Raw genomic sequence first — 1,220 nt, 5'->3', positions numbered from 1 at the left:
GGGGCCTGCGATCGAGCAGCTGCAGGCGCGTTTCGATCCACGCGCATACCGCATCGATGTCAGTCAGGCCCCCTTGATGCGTGCGTTCGTGGCCTACGACGCCGCGTGCGACAAGTGGATATTGCTGCTGCTCACACATCATCTGTCCGGCGACCATACGACGCTAGAGCTGCTTGAGGCCGAGCTGCAGGCGCATTTGTCGGGAAGCATGGCGACTCTTCCGCAACAGCTTCCGTTCCGGAATTTCGTCGCGCAAGCGCGCCAGGGCGTCAGTCGCGCAGAGCACGAGACCTTTTTCCGCACGATGCTCGGCGATGTCGATGAGCCCACGATGCCGTTCGGGTTAAACGATAGCCGAGGAGAGGGACGGTCGATCGGACAGGTCACGCGGGACCTCGACGCCGCGCTGTCGGCGAGCCTGCGCACGCAGGCGCGCCGGCTTGGTGTGAGCGTCGCGAGCCTGTGCCACCTGGCTTGGGGTCTGGTGCTGGCACGCGTGTCCGGGCGCGACGACGTCGTGTTCGGCACCGTGCTGTTCGGCCGCATGCAGTCAGGCGAAGGGTCGGATCGGGCGATGGGCCCGTTCATCAATACGCTGCCAATGCGGTTGCAGATCGACGACGTAACCGTCGAGGCAGGCGTGCGCCGCACGCATGCGCTGCTTGCGGAGTTGTTGCATCACGAGCATGCCTCGCTTGCGCTCGCGCAGCGCTGCAGCGCGGTGGCCGCGCCAGTGCCGTTGTTCACCGCGCTGCTGAACTATCGCCACAGCCAAGCGTCGTCGAAAGCATCGAGACAGAGCCTGTGGGCGAGTCTCGGTATGGAAGAGTTCCTGGGCGAAGAGCGGACGAACTATCCGTTCGGCCTCTCGATCGATGACTGGGGCAATGCATTGTCATTCACTGTCAGGGTGGACGACGCGCTCGATCCCAAGCGGATCATTGACTTCGCCCAATCGACGCTGCAGCGAATCGTGCACGTGTTGGAGATCGATGCCGGCACGACGCTTAATGAGATCGGCGTGCTGCCCGAGCCTGAGCGGCAACTGGTGGTGGAGACGTGGAACGCCACGGACGCGCCGTATCCGGTCGATCGGCTGGTGCACGAGTGGTTCGAGGCGCAGGCGGCGAAGACGCCGGACGCGATCGCGCTGGTGCAGGACGAAGCGAGCCTGACGTACGCGGAATTGAACGCCCAGGCCAATCGCCTGGCGCATTATC

Annotated in this window: 1 protein-coding gene; it reads left to right on the top strand. The window is 64.3% G+C overall.

Translation table 11 applies throughout. The annotated features are described in order from the left end of the window. Positions 1–1,220: condensation domain-containing protein (locus LC490_RS24200; RefSeq protein ID WP_223621894.1), on the top strand; the 1,220-nt coding region annotated here is incomplete at both ends.

The sequence above is a fragment of the Lysobacter sp. ESA13C genome, assembly GCF_019970005.1.
Taxonomy (GTDB): domain Bacteria; phylum Pseudomonadota; class Gammaproteobacteria; order Xanthomonadales; family Xanthomonadaceae; genus Lysobacter; species Lysobacter antibioticus_B.
Note: the sequence above shows the minus strand (reverse complement) of the source record. Positions and strands in the feature narration are given on the sequence as shown.